A 19,127-nucleotide genomic window follows, 5' to 3' on the forward strand; every position below is an offset into this window, starting at 1 on the left:
CCAACGTATTACTCTTCTGGTGGGGTGTAGCCTTCAATATGGACGTCATGCCCTTCAAACAGGAACTTCACCATCTCTTGTTCCAGCTGTTTGCGATCATCAGGGTTCATCATGCTAAGCTTTTTCTCGTTAATCAGCATGGTTTGCTTTGACATCCACTGGGACCAGGCCTCTTTGGAAATCTCGTTATATATGCGTTTACCCAGCTCGCCAGGGTAAAGCTGGAAGTCCTGACCTTCAGCATCTTGTTGCAGAAATGTACAAAAAATTGTGCGGCTCATTACTCTTCCTCTTGTATCACGCGTGTTGTCAGCGTCATTTGCTGTGGTTGCCGTAATTCTTGTAGCAGACGCTCAACCGGAGCGGCTAGTCCCACAGACGGCGGCTGGGCTAAGTTATACCAGAGACCTGCGCCATCATCCATTGCTGCGCCCGCAGAAGAGAGTTCCAGCCACATTGGCACGATATCCAAATGGAAGTGGCTGAACGTGTGGCGGAATGCGGTCATCTGGCTCAACTGACTGCTATCAAGGCCGTAAGTCCGGAGCCAGTGTTGCAGTTCCAGCTCCGTGGCAAATTGTGGAAAACAAAATAAGCCGCCCCAAAGGCCCACGGGCGGGCGTTGTTGCAGCCAGACCTTTTCTCCGCGCTGCAACAGCAGAAACCAGCCGGTGCGCTCGGGTAGGATTTGTTTGGGCTTTTTACCGGGGTATTGTGCCCAGCTGCTGTTGGCGTAAGCGATGCAGCCGCTATTCAGGGGACATATTTCGCATTTTGGACGCGAGCGGGTACAAACCAGTGCGCCTAGATCCATCATCGCCTGGTTAAACTGGCTGACGCCGACAGCGGGCGTCACCTCTTCGCTAATCTGCCACAGCCGCTTTTCAACCTCTTTTTTGCCCGGCCAGCCTTCAATTGCGTAGCAGCGTGCCAGTACGCGTTTTACGTTGCCGTCGAGGATCGGATAATGCTGTCCTAAAGAGAGAGACAGAATGGCCCCCGCCGTCGAGCGTCCAACGCCCGGCAGGTCGGCAACCTCATCAAAGGTCTCCGGGAACCGGCCGCCGTGAACGTCGACAACGCGCTGCGCGGCTTTATGTAAATTGCGCGCACGTGCGTAATAACCAAGCCCGGTCCATAAGTGCAACACTTCATCCAGCGGCGCAGCCGCCAGATCGGCAATGTCAGGAAAGCGCGCCATAAATCGTTCAAAATAGGGAATGACGGTGGCAACCTGCGTTTGCTGCAGCATGACTTCAGAAAGCCAGACGTTGTAGGGCGTTTTTTGTTGCTGCCATGGCAGGGTTTTGCGACCAAAGCGCTGATACCAGTCCAGCACCTGTCGCGCGAACGGTTGCGCTTGCATCATTTGAAGGAAATTTTCCGTTAATACTCTAAACTCAGGCAGGAATTCCAGCACAGAGCCTGTAAGGTGTAAACCAGAACTTTGTGAAGCTTGCTTCTCAGCAGTAACTTTGCATAATGCCCGCATTTCCTGAACAGGTTGATTAACAGGCAGACACATGATTAATGACGTCATTTCACCCGAATTTGATGAAAACGGTCGCGCAATGCGACGTATACGCAGCTTCGTACGTCGCCAGGGACGGTTAACCAAGGGACAGCAACTGGCGCTCGATAATTACTGGCCCGTAATGGGCGTGGAATATCAGCCGCAGCCGCTCGATCTGGTTGAGCTATTTGGCCGCGACGCACCGGTGGTGTTGGAAATTGGATTTGGTATGGGTGCCTCGCTGGTGACCATGGCGCAGAATAATCCTCATCAAAATTTCCTCGGTATTGAGGTTCACTCACCTGGCGTGGGTGCCTGTCTTGGCATGGCACATGAAGCGGGTGTCACCAATTTGCGCGTGATGTGCCATGATGCGATTGAAGTGCTTGATAAAATGATCCCGGATAATGCATTGCGGATGGTGCAGCTGTTTTTCCCGGACCCATGGCATAAAGCCCGCCATAATAAACGGCGTATCGTGCAGGTGCCTTTTGCCGAGCAGGTAATGCGCAAGCTGAAGTTGGGCGGTACTTTCCATATGGCCACCGATTGGGAAGCCTATGCGCAGCATATGCTGGAAGTGATGAGCAGCATTCAAGGCTATAAAAACCTGTCAGAAGACCAGACGTATGTGCCACGTCCTGCGTCACGTCCATTAACAAAATTTGAGCAGCGTGGCCAGCGTCTTGGACACGGTGTGTGGGATCTTATGTTCGAGAGGGTTAAATAATGGCAACACAACGCAGTCGTCGTCTCCGTAAAAAAATGCATATCAATGAGTTCCAGGAACTCGGTTTTTCCGTGGGCTGGAGCTTTCCTGAAGGCACCAGCGAAGAAGAGATCGATACCACGGTTGATGCGCTGATCAATGAAGTGATTGAGCCGAATGGCTTAGCGTTTGATGGTAGCGGTTATCTTTCATGGGAAGGATTAATCTGCCTTGAGAAGATCGGCAAATGTACCGAAGAACATCAGGCACTGGTGCGCAACTGGCTGGAAGCCCGCAAATTACAGGATGTGAAAATATCTGAACTCTTCGATGTTTGGTGGGACTAACTACGCACTAAGCGGGCCCGTTGGCCTGCTTCTTTGCCCCGGCTGAGAGTGCTTTCCAATAGGCGATTTATGCAGCGGGAAGGTTCAGTCGGATGGGAAGGCAGATAACCTTTATGGTTGTCAGAAAATGATTTCAGGAGATTCCATGATTCGTAAAGCGCTGGTCGCAGCACTGTTACTCACCGCCAGTCAGGCGCAGGCGGCCTATGAATGCAGTGTCAAACCTCAGGACGATGTTGTTATCACGCCAAAAAATGTGCAGGTGGTTGGCGCCAGCGGCAATATGGTGATCTCCCCTGAGGGCAATGTCCAGTTCAATGGCAAATCGGTAGAGGTTGACACCGCCACCCGCCAGAAAGCGATCGACTATCAGGCGGCACTGCGTCGCGATCTCCCCTGGATCGATCAAGGGGCGACACAGCGTCTGGAGAAAGGTCGTGCCGCGTTAGATAAAGTGATCGTTGATAAGCTTGGCAGCGGCAGTAAGGCACGCTCTCGTCTGACTACACTGGATACCCAGTTAAAACAGCAGATGAATCGCATCATCGAGCATCGTAGTGACGGGCTCACTTTTCATCATCAGGCCATCGATCAGGTGCGGCAGGACGGCGAGCGTCTGGTGCAGGGCGCGCTCGGTGGACTCGTGCAGGATAGCCTGAATGAACTGGGCAGCCAGCAAGGTAGCAAGAGTGATAACCCACTGCAGGCGATTATGGGCAATCTTGGCGGGTTACAGCAGGCTGTTCAGGCCGAGTGGCGCACTCAGGAGCAGGATTTCCAGAATTTTGGGCATGAGGTATGTAATCGCGTTACCTCGCTGGAAACGCAGCGTAAAGAGATTCAGACCCGCTTAAATTAGGGAACTGGCTTAATATGAAAAAAGACGCCTTTATCAGCGTCTTTTTTTATTGTCGGAGTTTATCAGCAGCCAGTTATTCCGCTAAAAACAGTTCCAGCAGAGAGTTCAAAAATAACTTCCCTTTTTCAGTAACCTGCCAGCTTTCAGCGGTTTCCGCCAGATAGCCTTTACTCAGCGCTTCATCAATTTGCGCGCGGATCGCCGATTCATCCAGCCCGGTATAACGTCCGAACTCCTCACGCGGAGCAGGTTCCAGCAGACGAAAACGGTTCATGAAAAATTCGAACGGCTTTTCACTGTCTGGCACCTCATGCTGGCGCTCAAGATAGCGCCCTTCCATAAAGCCGCGCGGATGACGCGTTTTCGCCGTGCGAATGATACGTCCGTCGCGCTGCGTTAACTTGCCGTGCGCACCGCAGCCAATACCGAGGTAGTCACCAAAACGCCAGTAGTTAAGGTTATGCTCGCAGCGGTAACCGGGTTTGGCGTAGGCGGAGGTTTCATATTGCTGATAACCCGCCGCGCTTAGCAGGCGGTCGCCCTGTTCGAAAATATCCCACAGCGCATCATCGTCCGGCAGCACAGGAGGACGTGAGCTAAAGAGTGTGTTTGGCTCAATCGTCAACTGATACCAGGAGAGATGAGGAGGATTGAGCGCAATGGCTTGACGTAAATCATCCAGCGCCTCTTCCAGAGTCTGATCGGGTAGGCCATGCATCAGGTCCAGATTGAAGCTGCGCAAGCCTAAACCTTCGGCCAACTGTGCGGCACGTACGGCCTCTTCCGGTCCGTGTATCCGCCCAAGCCGCTGCAGCTTCTCCGGACTAAAACTCTGGACGCCAATCGAAATCCGGTTAATCCCGGCGCGCTGATAGCCTCTGAAGCGATCGGCTTCAACCGTGCCAGGATTCGCCTCCATGGTGATCTCGGCATGAGGAGAAAGCGGCAGGCGGGCACGTACGCCATCCATCAGCAGCAGCATGGCTTCGCTGCTGAGTAAGCTCGGGGTTCCACCGCCAATAAAAAGGGTGCTGACCTCGCGCCCGGCGGTTAGCGGCAAATCCTTCTCAAGATCGGCCAGCAGATGACGAACGTACTCTTCATGGGGAACGTCACCCTTCAGCGCGTGTGAGTTAAAGTCGCAGTAGGGGCACTTCTGCACGCACCAGGGAATATGAATATAGAGGCTCAGCGGTGGAAGATTAGCCATTACGCATCGCTTCCAGCAGTAGCGTCAGGGCTTTACCACGGTGGGATACCGCCTGTTTCTCTGCTTTGGTTATCTCAGCGGCGGTCTTGCCCAGCGAGGGAACGTAGAAGATGGGATCGTAGCCGAAGCCGCCTTCACCAGCCGCGGCATGCGTAATAACGCCTTCCCAACTGCCGTGAAAGACCAGCGGTGTAGGATCTTCCGCATGGCGCAGATAGACCAGTACACAGTGAAATTGTGCCTGACGTCGGTCATCAGGCACATCCTGCAAGGCATCCAGCAGCTTCTCAAGGTTTTGCCGATCGCTGGCATCGATTCCGGCATAGCGCGCGGAGTAAATACCCGGCGCGCCGGCGAGGGCATCCACGGCAAGCCCGGAGTCGTCGGCGATAGCAGGCAAACCGGTAATCTGCGCTGCGTGGCGCGCTTTCAGAATCGCGTTCTCAATAAAGGTTAAACCGGTTTCGTCGGCTGATTCAACGCCGAGGTCGGTTTGCGCCACAATATCCAGCCCAAACTCCGCCAGCAGATGAGCCAGTTCGCGGACTTTGCCCGGATTGCCGGTGGCAAGCACAACTTTTTGCATAACAGTTCCAGTATTCATCTATTCGTTACAGCAAATACCACAGTCCCGGGAACAGGTCCATGCCAAGGTAATTCAGCATATACAGGATCAAAATCACCACCATTGCGGAGAAATCGATACCGCCCATTGCCGGAAGAATGCGGCGGATTGGTGACATTAACGGCTCAGTTAACTGAATCAGCACCTGATCGACGGGGCCACGGCCCTGGCTGATCCAGCTCATTAGCGAGCGAATAATAATCACCCAGAACACCAGATTACCGGCGGATTTCAGTAGCGATAGCAGCCCAACCAGCAGATTCATTGGATCCACTGAGAAAGCGCCCACCTGAATCAATAGCAGTAGCGGGTATTTCAACGTAGTTAGCACAAAGGCCAGTAGCAGTGATGCGGTATCAATCGGCCCAACTGCCGGGATAATGCGGCGTAGGGGCTTCACCACTGGCTGGGTAATTTTGACGACAAACTGCGCCAGCGGATTGTAAAAATCACAGCGTGACCACTGCATCCAGATGCGTAACAGCAGCACCATTACGTAGAGATCGATTAAGGTTTTGACCAGAAAAGTCAACGTCAGCATGAGGTTCCTCAGTTCTTGTTGTGGGTAACGTTTGTGTAATCACGTGCGCCAAATATTGCGGTTCCAATCCGCACCATGGTGCTGCCCGCCGCGATGGCGGCTTCCATATCGTCGCTCATTCCCAGAGAAAGCGTATCAACGTATGGATAATCCTGTTTCAACTGCGCCAGTGCCTCGGCCATTTTCTGACAGACGCTAAGCTGGCGTTCATAGCTGGCTTCCGGAGCGGGTATTGCCATGAGTCCGCGCAGCCGTAAACCTGGAAGCAGGGCAACGTCTTTGGCTAACTCAGGTAGTGCAGCCAGCATGATGCCAGATTTACTGTTTTCGTCACTGATGTTTATTTGGATCAGCACATTAAGCGGAGGTAAATGTGCGGGTCGCTGCTCACTCAAACGTGAAGCGATGCGCAGCCGATCCACGGTATGACACCAGGCAAAATTTTCTGCAACCAATCGACTCTTGTTGGATTGTAATGGGCCAATAAAGTGCCAGGTAAGTGGGGAAAGCGTCGTCAGTGCCGCTATTTTATCAACGCCTTCCTGTACATAGTTCTCGCCAAAGGCGTTTTGCCCGGCGAGCGCGGCTTCTTCAACTGCGCTCGCAGGTTTTGTTTTACTGACTGCAAGCAGCGTAATTTCCTGTGGATCGCGCCCGCAGCGTTCTGCTGCCGCTGAGATCCGCTGGCGCACTTGCTGTAGGTTGTGCTGAATTGAGGTCATAGTCAGGAGAACTTATATGAATATGGAAGATATTTTGGCCCTTAGTGTAAAGCATAATGCTGCCGATCTGCACCTTTGCAGTGGCCATACACCGCAGTGGCGCTGTCACGGTAGGCTAGGGCCGATTCCGGGGCAACGGCCCGTCTGCTCTGAGGAGCTGGAAGCACTGGCGCTGAGCTGGCTGAATACGTCACAGCGCGCCTGTTTTGAATCGACGGGGCACGTTGATTTTGCGATTACTCTATTCGGTGGTACACGCGTGCGGGCTAATCTTTTTCAACAGCGTAACGGATTATCGCTGGCGTTGAGGCTAATTGCCACGGATTGCCCAACGCTTGAAGCGCTGTCCCTGCCCGATGCTGTGCCTGCATTGTTACGTCAGGATGACGGATTGATATTAATCACCGGGGCCACCGGCAGCGGGAAGTCCACTACGTTAGCGGCGATGATCGCAGCATTAAACCAGCAGCGGGATCTGCACATTTTAACTCTGGAAGATCCGATTGAGTTTATTCATGACAGCAATAAGTCGCTCATTCAACAACGCGAGGTGGGGGAGCACTGCGTTTCGTTTCATGAAGGGTTACGCGCCGCGCTACGTGAAGATCCGGATGTAATTTTGCTGGGTGAGTTACGGGATGGGGAAACCATTCGCCTGGCGCTGACCGCTGCGGAAACCGGCCATCTGGTACTGGCAACGCTGCATACGCGCGGCGCTACGCAGGCGATTGACAGGCTGGTAGATGTTTTTCCTGCCGCGGAAAAAAATCTGGTACGCAGCCAGTTGGCGGGTAGCCTTAACGCCGTGATTGCACAAAAGTTATTAGCGGCAAAAAGCGGCGGACGTATTGCGCTGTTTGAAGTGCTGATCAATACGCCCGCGGTTGGCAACCTGATCCGTGAAGGAAAAACGCATCAGTTGCCCAGCCTGTTGGAAACCGGGATGCAGGCCGGAATGCAAACCTTTAAGCAGAGCTTACAGCAGCGTGCGTCTGCCGGTTTGGTTTAGCTCCCGGCTGAGTGTGCCGCAGTATTAATGTGTTTCAAACCAGCTTTCTAAAATAATGACCGCCGACTGTGAATCCACGCTGCCTTTATTAAGTGCGCGAAAACCGCCGCGTGAGAAGAGATCGGCACGCGCTTCAACGGTGCTCAGGCGCTCATCGTGCAGCTCAACCTGCACACCGAAGCGGCCATGAAGCCGGTTAGCAAATTTGCGGGCGCGGGCAGTTAAGGGTTGCTCAGTGCCATCCATATTCAGCGGCAGCCCGACAACAACATGATCTGGCTGCCACTCTTTTAACAGCAACTCGATTTTATTCCAGTCGGGAATGCCATCATTGGCTTTGATGGCTGTCAGTGGTCGCGCGGTACCGGTTAATTGCTGCCCTATCGCTACACCAATGCTTTTAGTACCGAAGTCAAAAGAGAGTAAGGTCATCATCGACATCAGGCGTGACCTGCTTCGCTGGTGATATTGTGAATATCAACACCGATACTTCGGGCCGCTTCGCGCCAGCGTTCTGCAATCGGTGTATGGAACAGGATATTGCTATTGGCTGGCGTAGTTAGCCAGGCATTTTCCAACAACTCGCCCTCTAGCTGATCTTTTTCCCATGCGCAGTATCCCAGCGCCACTAACACATGATCCGGCTGTTCAGGAGTACCAATAGATTCGAGTACATCACGTGATGTGGTGATGACTGTGTTATCGGAGACGCGAATACTGGAGGTAAATGTCCGTTGCGCAGAGTGCAGAATAAAGCCACGATCTTCCGCCTGCGGTCCGCCGGTAAATACCGGCTTGTCATGCGTGACGATGACATCGCTTGCAACGGGGGCAATTTTCAGTTTTTTAAGAATACCGTCAACCGTGAGGTTATCCATCGGTTTATTGACGATCAGTCCCATGGCGCCTTCTTCGTTATGCTCGCAGATGTAGACAACCGAGCGTTTGAAAAAAGGATCCTGTAATGTGGGCATGGCAATCAAGAAATGATGCTGTAAATTCATTGTCACTCGTTCAGTATTCAGGTTAAGTGCTCGAGGGTTTTGCCGGTTTAAACATCTTATACTCTCTGGCACTTAACGGGTTACAACGGGGCGTAAACCCCGTTTGAATAATCAGGACAGACGTTTCTCGATGGCATCCATCAACATACCAGTGATGGAGATGGGGAATGCAGCTTCGATTTCACGAATGCATGTCGGGCTGGTCACGTTAATCTCGGTAAGTTTGTCACCGATAATATCCAGCCCAACAAAGATCAGTCCTTTTGCTTTTAACGTAGGTCCTACGCGGCGGGCAATTTCCCAGTCGCTCTCTGTCAATGGACGCGCTTCGCCACGGCCACCGGCCGCCAGGTTGCCACGCGTTTCACCGGATTTGGGAATACGGGCAAGGCAGTAAGGCACAGGTTCACCATCAACCACAAGGACGCGTTTATCACCATCTTTGATAGCGGGAAGGTAGTTCTGCGCCATGCAATAGAAGTGACCATGTTCGGTCAGGGTTTCAATAATCACTGACAGATTAGGATCCTCCTGCTTAACACGGAAAATTGAAGCGCCACCCATACCGTCCAGAGGTTTCAGGATGATATCGCCATGCTGTTGCCAGAACGCGCGAATTTGCTCTGCGCTACGCGTCACCAGCGTATCCGGCGTGAGTTCGGCAAACCAGGCGGTGAACAGTTTCTCGTTACAATCACGCAGGCTTTGCGGTTTATTAACGATCAGCGTGCCTTGCTCTTCCGCACGCTCAAGGATGTAGGTCGCGTAGATAAACTCGGTGTCGAATGGTGGATCCTTACGCATCAAAATCACATTCAGATCGGCCAGCGCAATATCCTGTTCGCTGCCGAATTCAAACCATTTATCGTAGTTTTGCTCAACGCTCAGCAGGCGAGTACGGGCGCGTGCTTCGCCGGTACGCAGGTAGAGATCGTTCATCTCCATATAATGGATTTCGTAGCCGCGGCGCTGTGCTTCCAGCAGCATGGCGAAACTGGAGTCTTTTTTAATATTGATGGAGGTAATCGGGTCCATCACAATGCCTAATTTCATTTTATCTCCTTGCCTGCCATGAAGAATTGGTTATGTGTAGTTTTGCACAAAATTAGCGCTAATCTTTTACCCATTGAGCCAAAATAGTGTTTAGCCTATATCACCAAACCGTACCTGTAATGCGGTGATAGCCGTCAGTGCTGTGGTTTCGGTACGCAGGACACGTGGCCCGAGCAGGATGTCGGTAAAGCCATATTGCGCCGTCATCGCAATCTCATCGGTGGACAGGCCGCCTTCGGGACCAATTAACAACCTTACGCGCTCAACCGGCTGCGGCAGCGTATTAATGCTGTGATGCGCACGCGGATGTAAGTTCAGCTTCAGGCTATTATCCTGTTCGGCACACCACGCTTCCAGCGTCATAGCCTCACGGATTTGTGGAATGCTGTTACGACCGCACTGCTCGCATGCTGACAGGGCAATTTTCTGCCACTGCTGAATTTTTTTTGCCAGTCTTTCTGTATCCAGCTTTACGCCGCAGCGTTCAGAAAACAAGGGGGTAATGACATTTACACCCAGCTCTATCGATTTTTGAATGGTGAATTCCATTTTTTCACCCCGGGACATCACCTGTCCTAAATGGAGATGAAGCGGTGATTCACGGTCGTCCGCGTGGCTTTTGATGATTTTCACCGTGACGTTTTTCTTCCCGGCCTGAATAATTTCAGCGGCAAAAGTCAGATTACTGCCATCAAACAGTTCCAGAGTCTGGCCTGCGTTCATACGCAATACGCGTCCAACGTGGTTTGCGGCATCTTCAGCCAGTGAGATTTCACTGCCAACCAGTAATGCTTCGGGATGATAAATGCGAGGTATGCGCATGTAATTCCTGATATCAGCAACCGCAGGATGCATCCGGCGGTATAAAAAATAACAATATGAGATTGCTGACTTCGTCAGCGACAGAACGGTTATTCTACCTCTGACAGGCGCGCTGTACATAAGGATTATGATTGCCCTGCACGCGCGCGATGCGTGAATCACGTTCACATTCCCACTGGCTTACCGGATACTGGTTGTTCCAGGCGGTCATCAACTGCGTTTGTTGTTTTGACATGCGTAAATGGTATTGGTCACGCATATAAAACCAGGTTCGAGCGATGGTGCCGCGTGCGCGTGCTGGCGGCTCGGCCAGCTTGTTCTTAAAATCGATCTTCATTTCGCACCGGCCATATTGCTTCTCACCACCGTTCCACTGGCCGTACATAAAGTTGCCCCGATCGCCATTCACCTCGCCAATAGCCGGTTGCAAATTATGCAAATCGGTTTCAATACGGCGATACTCCGCGTCTTCGCTACAATTTTTACGCCCGCCATTCTGCCAACACTGGCGCTGGTGGCCAAACTGCCAGGCCGGTACCACATGTTCCCACTCAATTCGCTGCGCACGGTTGGCGTTCTTACGAACCTGGTAACCGCAGGAGGCCAGGTCGGGAATACCTTTCTTACCCTTCCAGCTGATCTTACAGCCACAATAGAACGTCCCCGGGGCATCAGCATTAATTTTAGCCGCGTAGGTTTTGGCTTGTTGAAAATTATTTTGATGGTAATTATTCAGGCTAAGGCTTTGTGCCATAAAGGCTGGGAGAAGCAGTGATAACGCGATCAGCGGGATAATTTTGTGAGACATATTCCAGAAATTCAATTGCCAAAAACAGCGCGCAGGGTAGCAGGTTGACAATAAAAGGGAAAAGGATTCCGGAAATGCGTTTACATCATGTGCTGAGTGGTCTTAACGTGGTTTTCGCGTGGATTAAGCGGCAAAATCCCCGGGCTTCAAAATATCCCCGCAGTGTACACAGCGGTACTCACTCTCTCCGCGCATGACGCGATTGTGACGTCGCACCGTTAATTGGTGTTGTTGGCAGCGGCAGCGATAAGGGAAAGCACGACTACGCACGGAGGCAATTTCGAATTGGTGCGTTCGCCGTGCGGGCACATTGAGCACCGTCTCCATCATCCATTTCCATTCTTTGCCGTGTGGCGCGACGCGTCCAAAGTATCTCCATACCAGCAAATGCGCCAGCTCATGGGGAATAACTTCGTCAATAAACGCCTGCTGGTTTTCCAGCAGCAGTACAGGATTAATACGGATTTCCCAATGCTGTAACCAGGCGGTGCCTGCGGCCGTACCGCGCTGCTGATAGATCAGTTTGGGTTCATCATAGTTTCGCTCAAGGCGCTGATTAGCCAACTGCAGTTTATCACGCAGACAACGCATAACGGCCTGCTGCAGAGCAATGGGGAGTCGAAGAGATTTCATAGCCGGAGAATAAAACCGCGTTGACGGATAATCAAGTATGTTGGGCGACATTGCTGCCGCCCATAACCCGAAATTATCCGGCCATTTTTAGTCAGTCTTGCGTGCCAATATCACGTAGTTTCTTGCCGGATAGCAGGTTTCGCTCGATATGTTCAAGTGAAATGCCTTTGGTTTCCGGGATTAACCACAGTGTTAGCACAATAAAGAAAATATTCAGACCAGCGTATACCCAGAAGGTATTCGCATTTCCCAGCGTATTGAGCATGGTCAGGAAGGTTGCGCCAACGATCATATTGGCGATCCAGTTTGTTGCGGTAGAAACGGTGATGCCGAAATCACGCCCTTTAAGTGGCTGAATTTCTGAGCACAATACCCAAATCAATGGACCGGCACTCATCGCAAAGCCAATAATAAACATTAACAACATGGCGACAGCAAAGTACTGCGCGGCAGGAGAATGGATGCCCAGATGTAACATTGTGCCCAGGATACCCATTCCGGCCGCCATCACCAGGAAGCCTAATGTCAGGGTTGGTTTACGTCCCCAGCGATCCACCAGCCCAATGGCGATAAAGGTAGCCAGAACGTTGACCAGCCCAACAATGACCGTCCCCCACATCTGTTCGGTGGTGTTAGCGAAGCCTGCAATCTCAAAGATTTTTGGCGCGTAATACATAATCACGTTCATTCCGGTGAACTGCTGCATCACCTGCAGTAATACACCGAGGAATACTGCGCGCCGGAAGTGACTGTTGCTCTGAAACAGGCTCCAGCCTGACTGTTTGATTTTCAGACTTTCACGAATTTCATCCAGCTCACGCTTTGCCTGCTCGCTGGTATCGCGCAGGCGATCGAGAACGCGTTGTGCGTCGCGGAAATGACCTTTTGCAGCCAGCCAGCGCGGGCTATTTGGCAGGAAAAATACGCCGATCAGCAATAACAACGCGGGAAGGGTAATGACTCCGAGCATCCAGCGCCAGTTCCCGGTAAAGCTGAATGCCGTGTCGGAGAGGTAGGCACCGAGAATACCGATGGTGATCATCAGTTGATAGAGCGAAATCATGCTGCCACGGATTTTCTCTGGTGCAATTTCAGAGAGATAAAGTGGCGCAGTATACGAGGCGATACCGACGGCCAGCCCCAGCAGTACGCGAGCGACGATCAGCATTTCCGGGTTAGGGGAAAATGCGGACCACAGTGAACCGATAACGAACAGGATCGCTCCTGCCATCAGGCTTTTTTTACGACCAAGACGGGAAGACATCCAGCCACTACCGATGGCACCGATAGCAGCACCAAACATCATTGAACTCACGATCCACTCTTGTTGGTGGCTGGTCACGTCAAAGTCTTTCGCGATGAAAGGCAGTGCGCCAGCAATAACGCCGATATCAAGGCCAAATAGTAGGCCTGCCAGTGCTGCAAGGAAACAGACGAAATAAGTCATCGCTTTGTTCGACGTCCTGTTTTTGTGGGTATTGCCAGGCATATTGCCTCCGTAATAGTAGCCATCGTTGTTTTGCCCCCTTCAACAGCGTTGGCAGTAATGCTGAATTCACCGGCCCGAATCGCTGATTTAGCACAGCGAATTGGGCCGATCGATCTCAGCATGGCTGCAACGTCCGTGGCGTGGGACAGGTATCCCGTCATCTCTCACATTGCCAGTGCGTTGACCTGGTTATCCGACTCCAGGGCGAATTTTCTGGCGGTCGTGGTCTTCACACAGCCTGAATGAGTTTGGGTATAGGTTGTTTTTATAAAAGGTAGGAAACCTGTGTAGTCGAGAAAGTGAGTTAGATCACAATGATGTAATCGCTTACACACGTTAATGTCATTCAATACAGCATTTATCGCTTTTCTGATATCAATTAACCAGTCAGGAATAGCGCCAGATAAGTTTCTGACATTATACCAATTATAAGCAATAAGATGACGCTGAAAATAGCGCATTGCATTAGTTAATTATAAGTTATTTTATAATTAACTAATTGATTAGTAATAAATATTTATAGTGTAATCGTTATCAAATTGAATATTTGATAAGCACAATAAGCGTAGTCAGTAACGGGAAGAATGGCGGTGTAGGGCGTTAAAAAAGAATCAGGGCGGCTTTTTTGGCCGCCCTGATGAGCAAAATACGATGTTATAAAATCAAAGATTTACAGACCAGCGGCTTCACGCAGCTGTGCTGCTTTGTCGGTTTTTTCCCATGGGAAATGTTCGCGACCGAAGTGGCCGTATGCAGCAGTCTCACGATAGATTGGGTGCAGCAGATCCAACATGTTGATCAGACCATAAGGACGCAGATCAAAGAACTCACGGACCAATAGAGTCAGCTGTTCCGTTGAGATTTTCTCGGTGCCAAAGGTTTCAACCATAATTGAAGTCGGTTCTGCGACGCCGATAGCATAGGAAACCTGAATCTCACAGCGATCGGCCAGGCCTGCGGCAACAATGTTTTTTGCAACATAGCGGGCAGCATAAGCGGCAGAACGGTCAACTTTCGAGGGATCTTTACCCGAAAAAGCACCGCCGCCGTGGCGCGCCATGCCGCCGTAGGTGTCAACGATGATTTTACGGCCCGTCAGGCCACAATCGCCCATTGGGCCACCGATAACGAAACGTCCGGTGGGGTTGATGTGATATTTAGTACTGGCGGTCATCCACTCGGCAGGCAGAACCGGCTTGATGATCTCTTCCATTACGGCTTCTTGCAGGTCTTTTTGCGAAATATCCTCAGCGTGCTGGGTAGACAGTACAATGGCGTCGATACCCACTATGCTGCCGTTATCGTACTGGAAGGTCACCTGACTTTTCGCATCAGGGCGCAGCCACGGTAGGGAACCATTTTTACGCACTTCAGACTGACGCTGAACCAGGCGGTGTGCATAGGTAATTGGGGCCGGCATCAGAACGTCGGTTTCATTAGTTGCATAGCCAAACATTAATCCCTGGTCGCCCGCGCCTTGCTCCAGCGGATCGGCACGGTCAACGCCCTGATTAATATCCGGAGACTGCTTACCAATGGCGTTCAGTACGGCGCAAGAGTTTGCATCAAAGCCCATATCAGAGTGAACATAACCGATTTCACGTACTGTATTACGGGTGATCTCTTCAATATCAACCCAGGCCGTTGTCGTGATTTCACCACCAACCAGCACCATACCGGTTTTTACGTAGGTTTCGCAGGCTACACGCGCTTTAGGATCCTGTTCAAGGATGGCATCAAGAACGGCATCTGAGATTTGGTCAGCGATTTTATCGGGATGTCCTTCTGATACGGACTCGGACGTAAAAAGGTGTTTAGCCATTTTATTCTTTACCTTACTAAAACGGGTTGAAAACGACTGCATAGCAAAGGAGTCAATTCTGGGCCCCTCAGGCAAAGCCGTGAGCAGTTCATTTGGGAAGTTTACTTCATATTTGAAGCCGTATCGGTATCGGCTGTGCTCGCTAGCTGAGCTGGCCGCCGGTCAAATACCCCGAATACCTCTTCAATATATTCTGGTATAGAAGTTAACCAGTATAGACGGATTAACATCTGGATGGCTATTTTAGGTTACTCATTAAACGAAATGCCAGTCATTTTTGCCGTTGCGCATTTTCCGCAAACTGGCAGGTGGAAAATTATCCTGACAGCCCTGGCAATAAACGTATTTATGCTTTGCATTTTTATTGCTGCGGCTGTATAAAACGCCGCTGCTGTTAGCCAGCATCTGCCTGTCATATTTGATGTTGTTCTGGTGTCTTGAACGCGTTTAACCGGTTGGGAAGCCTGCTTCCGAAGCGGCTTAAATTGTAGCATCGACAACGCTCAACAATGTGAAAGACGAAGGCAGAAGAGCGGGATATGACCCGCAACCAAGAGCCTGTCAGATAACTCCTGTGTATCTGATTTCACCCTCTGACCCGTTTTCCGCGTGCCGTATAAGGTATGTGTGGAGGTGATGCGAGTAATGAACCAGAACGTCGGTCTTTCTCACTGTTCACCACGCCGCTCTGGCGTGTTTCTGCCCCGGTCTTTTGCTCCTTCCGTTTTATTTTCTCGCCGAAGTTTTATCCGCTTCGGTCATAATCACGACACCTGCGCTGGTTAACCTTTTGCTACAGTATGGGATGAGCTTCTCCCGGATACTGAGGTTGGGTTGCGCTTTTTCTGATCCGTTGTACGGAGTTCGGCGACGTGTTTAACACTGATTATTTACAGACGCCTGTTTTCATCCCGCTTCAGCGCGTTATGCTAGCTTTAACGGCAGACAATGGGTTGTCCTCGCAGGATCGACCTGCGATAGTAGTTAACTATTTCACAGCATTATCAAAAATCGAGGTTCGTGATGTCTGACGACATGAAGACAATTAAGGGTTCGTCAGCAGGCGAACAGGGTGGACTCCGTTCAATGCAGGAGGTGGCTATGAGCGATCAGGATGCCAGCAAAATGCTCCGCACCTACAATATTGCCTGGTGGGGTAATAACTACTATGACGTGAATGAGCTGGGCCATATCAGTGTTTGCCCCGATCCCGATGTGCCGGAAGCGCGCGTCGATCTGGCTCAACTGGTCAAAGAGCGTGAGGCTGATGGCCAGCGTCTTCCGGCCCTGTTCTGTTTCCCACAAATTCTTCAGCATCGCCTGCGTTCAATTAACGCGGCGTTCAAACGCGCACGTGAATCCTATGGATACAAAGGGGATTACTTCCTCGTTTATCCCATTAAGGTTAATCAGCACAAGCGCGTGATTGAATCCCTGATCAACTCTGGCGAACCGTTAGGGCTTGAGGCAGGTTCCAAAGCTGAGCTGATGGCGGTGCTGGCTCACGCGGGTATGACCCGCTCAGTGATTGTCTGTAATGGTTATAAAGATCGCGAATATATCCGTCTGGCGCTGATCGGTGAAAAGCTGGGCCACAAAGTTTATCTTGTGCTCGAAAAAATGACTGAAGTGAAGCTGGTGCTGGAAGAAGCGGAGCGCCTGAATGTGATACCGCGTCTGGGTATCCGTGCGCGCCTGGCTTCGCAGGGTTCCGGTAAATGGCAGTCGAGCGGTGGTGAAAAATCTAAATTTGGCCTTTCAGCGACTCAGGTTCTTAAGCTGGTTGAGATTATGCGCGATGCGGGCCGCATCGATAGCCTGCAGCTGCTGCATTTCCATCTTGGTTCACAGATGGCGAATATTCGCGATATCGCGACCGGCGTGCGTGAATCTGCCCGTTTCTACGTCGAGTTGGCGAAACTGGGTGTAAATATTCAGTGCTTCGATGTGGGCGGTGGTTTGGGTGTGGACTATGAAGGAACGCGTTCGCAGTCTGACTGTTCCGTGAACTATGGCCTTAATGAGTACGCTAACAATGTCATCTGGGCGATTGGCGATGCTTGTGAAGAGCATAACCTGCCGCATCCAACCGTTATCACGGAGTCTGGCCGTGCCGTAACCGCGCATCACACCGTATTAGTCTCTAATATTATTGGTGTCGAGCGTAACGAATTCAGTACGCCTCAGGCTCCGGAGGAAGAGGCTCCTCGCCCATTGATGAGTATGTGGGACACCTGGCAAGAGATGCATGAACCGGATACGCGTCGTTCATTACGTGAATGGTTACATGATAGCCAGATGGATTTGTTCGATATCCATACCGGATATTCACAAGGTCATTATGATCTGAAGCAGCGAGCCTGGGCAGAGCAACTCTATCTCAGTATTTGCAACTATATTCAGCAGCATCTGGACCCGAGCAATCGCGCACACCGGCCGATTATTGATGAATTACAGGAGCGGATGGCGGATAAAATTTACGTCAACTTCTCCCTGTTCCAGTCAATGCCGGATGCATGGGGGATCGATCAATTATTCCCGGTATTGCCGCTTGAGGGGCTGAACAAATCGCCGGAACGTCGTGCGGTGCTATTGGATATCACCTGTGATTCAGACGGCACAATTGACCACTATGTTGACGGCGATGGCATTGCGGCAACGATGCCAATGCCGCAGTACGATGTGGATAATCCACCGATGTTGGGCTTCTTTATGGTCGGTGCTTATCAGGAAATCCTCGGCAACATGCATAACCTGTTTGGTGATACCGAAGCCGTTGACGTGTTTGCTTTTGCAGACGGTAGCGTTGAAGTACAACTTTCTGATGAAGGCGATACCGTTGCCGATATGCTTGAGTACGTACAGCTTGATCCGAAAGAGCTGCTAACCCATTTCCGCAATCAGGTGAAACAGACCGACCTCGACGAAGAGCTACGTGCACAGTTCCTGCAGGAGTTTGAATCTGGGTTGTATGGTTATACTTATCTCGAAGATGAGTAATTACCCGTCATACTTCACACAGCAGGTTTGTTGGCTGCACCCGCTCACCCCGGTCACATAGTTGCCTATGCTCCCGGGGATTTGCTGATTTGCCGCCGCCCTGCAGTGCGAATTATTTAGGGTAATCCGACGACTTCACACTGCAGGTTTGTTGGCTGCACCCGCTCACCCCGGTCACATAGTTGCCTATGCTCCCGGGGATTTGCTGATTTGCCGCCGCCCTGCAGTGCGAATTATTTAGGGTAATCCGACGATTTCACGCTTATTCCGCGTTAAATTCCGTATCCCAGCGTGCACAGAAGCGTTCAATATCCCCTGACTGAAACTCGGCAAGGTGTGCCATCAGCTGTTCCAGTGGCCAGTTCCACCAGGCAATACGCTGTAGGCTTGTCGAAATATTTGCAGCAAAGCGTGGGCGGATGGATTTGGCCGGGACGCCGCCGACAATGGTGTAAGGTGCAACGTCTTTGCTTACCACTGCACCGGCAGCCAGCACTGCGCCATCACCCACGGTAACCCCCGGTAAGACGATCACGCCATGACCGATCCATACATCATTGCCGATGATCACCTGTGCGGTACGACGATCCGCAAAAAAATGGTGATCGCGTTCAGCTCCGGAATGATAATACTCGGGACAATAGGTAAAACGGTGTTGAGATGGGCGATCCATTGGATGATTGGGGGCGCCAATACGCACTTGATTTGCAATAGCGGTAAACTTTCCAATCACGCTATCGGCAATACAACAGTGTTCTCCAGCGTAAGAAAAATCGCCTAACGTGCTGTATTCGAGATAACTGTGGGCGAGGATCTCACATTGTTGGCCGATCTGCGTTTCACGCATACGCACGCTGGGATCGATAACGGTTTGTTGCAGTTTGGGCCGGCTTAAGGCGGCGAGAGACATGCTGTTACATCCTTCTTAATCGGGGCTGGGAGGTGATATACGCCCAGTGGC

At 51.3% G+C, this 19,127-nt stretch carries 22 protein-coding genes; 7 read left to right on the forward strand and 15 right to left on the reverse strand.

Features of this window, described 5'->3' with window-relative positions; translation table 11 throughout:
- Positions 1-8: 8 nt before the first annotated feature.
- Both J1C60_RS03475 and mutY read right to left on the reverse strand, forming a co-directional pair.
- Complete coding sequence (locus tag J1C60_RS03475) at positions 9-281, reverse strand: oxidative damage protection protein (RefSeq protein ID WP_128178088.1); 273 nt, start codon at positions 279-281, stop codon at positions 9-11.
- Positions 281-1,369, reverse strand: coding sequence for an A/G-specific adenine glycosylase (mutY, locus tag J1C60_RS03480; RefSeq protein WP_128178090.1), 1,089 nt, complete (start codon positions 1,367-1,369; stop codon positions 281-283). The genes J1C60_RS03475 and mutY overlap by 1 nt, the downstream gene beginning before the upstream one ends.
- Positions 1,370-1,523: 154 nt before the next feature.
- On the opposite strand from mutY, the gene trmB reads away from it, so the two are divergent.
- The 3 genes from trmB (at position 1,524) to J1C60_RS03495 (ending at position 3,428) form a co-directional block, all read left to right on the forward strand.
- Positions 1,524-2,243 carry a tRNA (guanosine(46)-N7)-methyltransferase TrmB gene (gene trmB, locus J1C60_RS03485; RefSeq protein ID WP_128178092.1) on the forward strand — a complete coding sequence of 240 codons (720 nt, stop codon included), beginning with the start codon at positions 1,524-1,526 and terminating at the stop codon, positions 2,241-2,243.
- Positions 2,243-2,569 carry a YggL family protein gene (locus tag J1C60_RS03490; protein ID WP_128178094.1) on the forward strand — a complete coding sequence of 109 codons (327 nt, stop codon included), beginning with the start codon at positions 2,243-2,245 and terminating at the stop codon, positions 2,567-2,569. The genes trmB and J1C60_RS03490 overlap by 1 nt, the downstream gene beginning before the upstream one ends.
- Before the next feature lie 145 nt (positions 2,570-2,714).
- Entirely contained in the window at positions 2,715-3,428 is a 714-nt protein-coding gene (locus J1C60_RS03495) for a YggN family protein (RefSeq protein ID WP_128178096.1), read from the forward strand.
- 73 nt (positions 3,429-3,501) lie between these two features.
- Here the strand turns inward: J1C60_RS03495 and hemW are convergent, their stop codons facing one another.
- Genes hemW through J1C60_RS03515 form a run of 4 tightly spaced genes read right to left on the reverse strand, consistent with a single transcriptional unit; the run spans position 3,502 to position 6,526 of the window.
- The gene (gene hemW, locus J1C60_RS03500; protein WP_128178098.1) at positions 3,502-4,638 is read right to left on the reverse strand and encodes a radical SAM family heme chaperone HemW; all 1,137 of its coding nucleotides are present in this window, start codon (positions 4,636-4,638) and stop codon (positions 3,502-3,504) included.
- Positions 4,631-5,224: an XTP/dITP diphosphatase gene (locus J1C60_RS03505; protein WP_128178100.1), complete on the reverse strand. Its 594-nt coding sequence runs from the start codon at positions 5,222-5,224 to the stop codon at positions 4,631-4,633. The genes hemW and J1C60_RS03505 overlap by 8 nt, the downstream gene beginning before the upstream one ends.
- A gap of 25 nt (positions 5,225-5,249) precedes the next feature.
- A complete protein-coding gene (locus J1C60_RS03510; RefSeq protein ID WP_128178102.1) occupies positions 5,250-5,804 on the reverse strand; it encodes a YggT family protein in 555 nt (184 codons plus the stop codon).
- Between the two features lie 8 nt (positions 5,805-5,812).
- A complete protein-coding gene (locus J1C60_RS03515; RefSeq protein WP_128178104.1) occupies positions 5,813-6,526 on the reverse strand; it encodes a YggS family pyridoxal phosphate-dependent enzyme in 714 nt (237 codons plus the stop codon).
- A gap of 16 nt (positions 6,527-6,542) precedes the next feature.
- Here J1C60_RS03515 and J1C60_RS03520 point away from each other — a divergent pair, with 16 nt between their 5' ends.
- Positions 6,543-7,535: a type IV pilus twitching motility protein PilT gene (locus J1C60_RS03520; protein WP_128178106.1), complete on the forward strand. Its 993-nt coding sequence runs from the start codon at positions 6,543-6,545 to the stop codon at positions 7,533-7,535.
- Positions 7,536-7,559: 24 nt separating this feature from the next.
- Here the strand turns inward: J1C60_RS03520 and ruvX are convergent, their stop codons facing one another.
- The 7 genes from ruvX to J1C60_RS03555 all read right to left on the reverse strand — a co-directional run bounded on the left by ruvX (position 7,560) and on the right by J1C60_RS03555 (position 13,344).
- On the reverse strand, positions 7,560-7,976 hold the full coding sequence (gene ruvX, locus J1C60_RS03525) for a Holliday junction resolvase RuvX (protein ID WP_128178108.1): 417 nt from the start codon (positions 7,974-7,976) through the stop codon (positions 7,560-7,562).
- A complete protein-coding gene (locus tag J1C60_RS03530; RefSeq protein WP_128178110.1) occupies positions 7,976-8,539 on the reverse strand; it encodes a YqgE/AlgH family protein in 564 nt (187 codons plus the stop codon). The genes ruvX and J1C60_RS03530 overlap by 1 nt, the downstream gene beginning before the upstream one ends.
- A 111-nt stretch (positions 8,540-8,650) precedes the next feature.
- The gene (gene gshB / locus J1C60_RS03535) at positions 8,651-9,592 is read right to left on the reverse strand and encodes a glutathione synthase (protein WP_128178112.1); all 942 of its coding nucleotides are present in this window, start codon (positions 9,590-9,592) and stop codon (positions 8,651-8,653) included.
- 90 nt (positions 9,593-9,682) lie between these two features.
- On the reverse strand, positions 9,683-10,414 hold the full coding sequence (rsmE, locus tag J1C60_RS03540) for a 16S rRNA (uracil(1498)-N(3))-methyltransferase (RefSeq protein WP_128178114.1): 732 nt from the start codon (positions 10,412-10,414) through the stop codon (positions 9,683-9,685).
- A gap of 94 nt (positions 10,415-10,508) precedes the next feature.
- A complete protein-coding gene (gene endA / locus J1C60_RS03545) occupies positions 10,509-11,222 on the reverse strand; it encodes a deoxyribonuclease I (protein ID WP_128178116.1) in 714 nt (237 codons plus the stop codon).
- Between the two features lie 123 nt (positions 11,223-11,345).
- On the reverse strand, positions 11,346-11,855 hold the full coding sequence (locus J1C60_RS03550) for a SprT family zinc-dependent metalloprotease (RefSeq protein WP_128178350.1): 510 nt from the start codon (positions 11,853-11,855) through the stop codon (positions 11,346-11,348).
- Between the two features lie 91 nt (positions 11,856-11,946).
- Complete coding sequence (locus tag J1C60_RS03555; RefSeq protein WP_128178118.1) at positions 11,947-13,344, reverse strand: sugar porter family MFS transporter; 1,398 nt, start codon at positions 13,342-13,344, stop codon at positions 11,947-11,949.
- 57 nt (positions 13,345-13,401) lie between these two features.
- Between J1C60_RS03555 and J1C60_RS03560 the strand changes: the two genes are divergently transcribed.
- Complete coding sequence (locus J1C60_RS03560) at positions 13,402-13,590, forward strand: hypothetical protein (RefSeq protein ID WP_128178120.1); 189 nt, start codon at positions 13,402-13,404, stop codon at positions 13,588-13,590.
- A 424-nt stretch (positions 13,591-14,014) separates the two neighbouring features.
- On the opposite strand, the gene metK is transcribed toward J1C60_RS03560, so the two are convergent.
- Positions 14,015-15,166 (reverse strand): methionine adenosyltransferase, encoded by a 1,152-nt coding sequence (metK, locus tag J1C60_RS03565; protein ID WP_128178122.1) that lies wholly within the window; start codon positions 15,164-15,166, stop codon positions 14,015-14,017.
- Positions 15,167-15,400: 234 nt separating this feature from the next.
- Between metK and J1C60_RS03570 the strand changes: the two genes are divergently transcribed.
- A complete protein-coding gene (locus J1C60_RS03570) occupies positions 15,401-15,547 on the forward strand; it encodes a hypothetical protein (RefSeq protein WP_154324554.1) in 147 nt (48 codons plus the stop codon).
- 642 nt (positions 15,548-16,189) lie between these two features.
- Entirely contained in the window at positions 16,190-18,166 is a 1,977-nt protein-coding gene (speA, locus tag J1C60_RS03575; RefSeq protein WP_128178124.1) for a biosynthetic arginine decarboxylase, read from the forward strand.
- Between the two features lie 262 nt (positions 18,167-18,428).
- Here the strand turns inward: speA and J1C60_RS03580 are convergent, their stop codons facing one another.
- Entirely contained in the window at positions 18,429-19,076 is a 648-nt protein-coding gene (locus J1C60_RS03580) for a DapH/DapD/GlmU-related protein (RefSeq protein ID WP_128178126.1), read from the reverse strand.
- Between the last annotated feature and the right edge of the window lie 51 nt (positions 19,077-19,127).

The organism is [Pantoea] beijingensis (assembly GCF_022647505.1).
Taxonomy (GTDB): Bacteria; Pseudomonadota; Gammaproteobacteria; order Enterobacterales; family Enterobacteriaceae; genus Erwinia; species Erwinia beijingensis.

Bases quoted from the DNA above. Each gene is read 5' to 3' on its own strand.
- J1C60_RS03475 (WP_128178088.1), bottom strand. From the start codon at position 281: ATGAGCCGCACAATTTTTTGTACATTTCTGCAACAAGATGCTGAAGGT.
- mutY (WP_128178090.1), bottom strand. From the start codon at position 1,369: ATGATGCAAGCGCAACCGTTCGCGCGACAGGTGCTGGACTGGTATCAG.
- trmB (WP_128178092.1), top strand. From the start codon at position 1,524: ATGATTAATGACGTCATTTCACCCGAATTTGATGAAAACGGTCGCGCA.
- J1C60_RS03490 (WP_128178094.1), top strand. From the start codon at position 2,243: ATGGCAACACAACGCAGTCGTCGTCTCCGTAAAAAAATGCATATCAAT.
- J1C60_RS03495 (WP_128178096.1), top strand. From the start codon at position 2,715: ATGATTCGTAAAGCGCTGGTCGCAGCACTGTTACTCACCGCCAGTCAG.
- hemW (WP_128178098.1), bottom strand. From the start codon at position 4,638: ATGGCTAATCTTCCACCGCTGAGCCTCTATATTCATATTCCCTGGTGC.
- J1C60_RS03505 (WP_128178100.1), bottom strand. From the start codon at position 5,224: ATGCAAAAAGTTGTGCTTGCCACCGGCAATCCGGGCAAAGTCCGCGAA.
- J1C60_RS03510 (WP_128178102.1), bottom strand. From the start codon at position 5,804: ATGCTGACGTTGACTTTTCTGGTCAAAACCTTAATCGATCTCTACGTA.
- J1C60_RS03515 (WP_128178104.1), bottom strand. From the start codon at position 6,526: ATGACCTCAATTCAGCACAACCTACAGCAAGTGCGCCAGCGGATCTCA.
- J1C60_RS03520 (WP_128178106.1), top strand. From the start codon at position 6,543: ATGAATATGGAAGATATTTTGGCCCTTAGTGTAAAGCATAATGCTGCC.
- ruvX (WP_128178108.1), bottom strand. From the start codon at position 7,976: ATGTCGATGATGACCTTACTCTCTTTTGACTTCGGTACTAAAAGCATT.
- J1C60_RS03530 (WP_128178110.1), bottom strand. From the start codon at position 8,539: ATGAATTTACAGCATCATTTCTTGATTGCCATGCCCACATTACAGGAT.
- gshB (WP_128178112.1), bottom strand. From the start codon at position 9,592: ATGAAATTAGGCATTGTGATGGACCCGATTACCTCCATCAATATTAAA.
- rsmE (WP_128178114.1), bottom strand. From the start codon at position 10,414: ATGCGCATACCTCGCATTTATCATCCCGAAGCATTACTGGTTGGCAGT.
- endA (WP_128178116.1), bottom strand. From the start codon at position 11,222: ATGTCTCACAAAATTATCCCGCTGATCGCGTTATCACTGCTTCTCCCA.
- J1C60_RS03550 (WP_128178350.1), bottom strand. From the start codon at position 11,855: ATGAAATCTCTTCGACTCCCCATTGCTCTGCAGCAGGCCGTTATGCGT.
- J1C60_RS03555 (WP_128178118.1), bottom strand. From the start codon at position 13,344: ATGCCTGGCAATACCCACAAAAACAGGACGTCGAACAAAGCGATGACT.
- J1C60_RS03560 (WP_128178120.1), top strand. From the start codon at position 13,402: ATGCTGAATTCACCGGCCCGAATCGCTGATTTAGCACAGCGAATTGGG.
- metK (WP_128178122.1), bottom strand. From the start codon at position 15,166: ATGGCTAAACACCTTTTTACGTCCGAGTCCGTATCAGAAGGACATCCC.
- J1C60_RS03570 (WP_154324554.1), top strand. From the start codon at position 15,401: ATGGCTATTTTAGGTTACTCATTAAACGAAATGCCAGTCATTTTTGCC.
- speA (WP_128178124.1), top strand. From the start codon at position 16,190: ATGTCTGACGACATGAAGACAATTAAGGGTTCGTCAGCAGGCGAACAG.
- J1C60_RS03580 (WP_128178126.1), bottom strand. From the start codon at position 19,076: ATGTCTCTCGCCGCCTTAAGCCGGCCCAAACTGCAACAAACCGTTATC.